This window comes from Moorena sp. SIO4A1, from assembly GCF_010672065.1.
In the GTDB taxonomy this organism is placed as follows: domain Bacteria; phylum Cyanobacteriota; class Cyanobacteriia; order Cyanobacteriales; family Coleofasciculaceae; genus Moorena.
In genome coordinates this window covers 1-1550 of the sequence record NZ_JAAHHX010000639.1, presented here as the reverse complement: position 1 = coordinate 1550, position 1550 = coordinate 1, and the positions used below count along the sequence as shown (strand labels likewise).

Below are 1550 nucleotides of genomic sequence, written 5' to 3'. Positions count from 1 at the left end.
TGGGATTGTAAGCTTATTTTTAAAGTTGTTAGCTATCTTCTATCAATCTGATAGCTGATAGCTGATAGCTGAATGCTTATCTGTCGATTAATAACTATAAGGATTCTTGATAAGGATTGTTAAAGAAATCTCCAGTTTGAGGGGGTAGGGTAGGCTCAAAAATAATTTCCACTAGACTTTTCACGACACCTGTAAGGGGAATTGCGAGAATTAGCCCCAACAATCCTCCCAGTTTTGCTCCGAATAGCAAAGAGACAAAGATGATCACTGGAGATAAACCGGTCAAGTTACCGAGAATTCTCGGAGCAATTAAGTTGTCTTTGATCTGCTGTAGACCTACGGATACGGCCAATACTTCTAGGGCTAGCCACCAGTCAATAAACGCTACTACAATCACAACTGTGCCAATACCCAGGGTTGCTCCGACAAAAGGAATCACTTCCATAAATCCAATGAAGACAGCAAAGAGTAAGAAAAACGGGACTTTCAAGACCCAGAAGGCTGGGGTGAGGGTGGCTGTCATAAACAATCCTAACAGGATTTGACCGATCACAATTTGTTGTAAATTACGCTGCAATCCTTCGGTTAAAACCTCTCTAATCACCGGGGAAAAAATGGCGGTTAGACCTCGCCAAAGTCGCTCACCATCGATGAGCATATAAAATGAGATCACTAAAATAAAGATTAAGTCTACAAACCAGTTAAAGGTACCGACTACTAAGCCGAAGCCAGTGGTTGCGATCGCTTCTGCTTGTGCTTGCACTCGTGCCAACAGTTGAGACCCTAAGATCCGGACATCAACCGGTAAATTGCGCTGTTCACTCCAGGCTTGGAAATCTCCCAATTGCTGCTGACCTTCTGCTAGCAACTCTGGTAACTTGGTTACTAATTGTCGCCCTTGGTTGAATACTGGGGGGGCTAAGGTTAGGGCAAGAATCACCACGATCAAGGCGGCTAGTAGATAAACTAACACTGCTGCTAGGGTTCTGGGTAGGAATGCTCTGACTGCAGCTACGGCATAGTTGAGTGCAAAGGCAATCAGAGCAGCAGTGAGCAAAATGCTGATTAACTCACCCACATAGCTTAAAGCACTAAGGGTTACGGATCAAGTTATTAAGATTAGTAGCTAAGTGATCAATAACTGTTGAATTGGTGAAACAATAGAATTCATTGACAATCGGCTGACGTAATAGCAGTGACTGGTAGGAGCAGTAAGCTTACCTAATGATTATCCGATCTAGCAGTAAAATTGTGAAGTTGGTTGATATACCTTACTTAGTGTTAATTGTCAAGATGTGTTGGTGAAAGATAATTTAGCTCAATAGTCGGGAGAGGCACTTAGTACATGATTAACGTCACTTTGCGCTATTTTTTGGTATGCAAGGGGATGTATTGCCTGACCACCTGGGACATCGACAACCAAAAGAAGTTAGCGTAGCTTTGTAACGATAGGGGTTCAGACTCATAAATCCTGACTTTTAACCCTTAGTGGTGCAGAGAAGTCTTGAAAGTAGTGGTAGGTATAGAGTCTCAATAATAAGACAGGGATA

General features: G+C 42.6%; 1 protein-coding gene. It reads right to left on the bottom strand.

The window, feature by feature from the left end:
* Positions 1 to 94: 94 nt before the first annotated feature.
* Positions 95 to 1078 carry an AI-2E family transporter gene (locus F6K53_RS41455; RefSeq protein ID WP_366511437.1) on the bottom strand — a complete coding sequence of 328 codons (984 nt, stop codon included), beginning with the start codon at positions 1076 to 1078 and terminating at the stop codon, positions 95 to 97.
* Between the last annotated feature and the right edge of the window lie 472 nt (positions 1079 to 1550).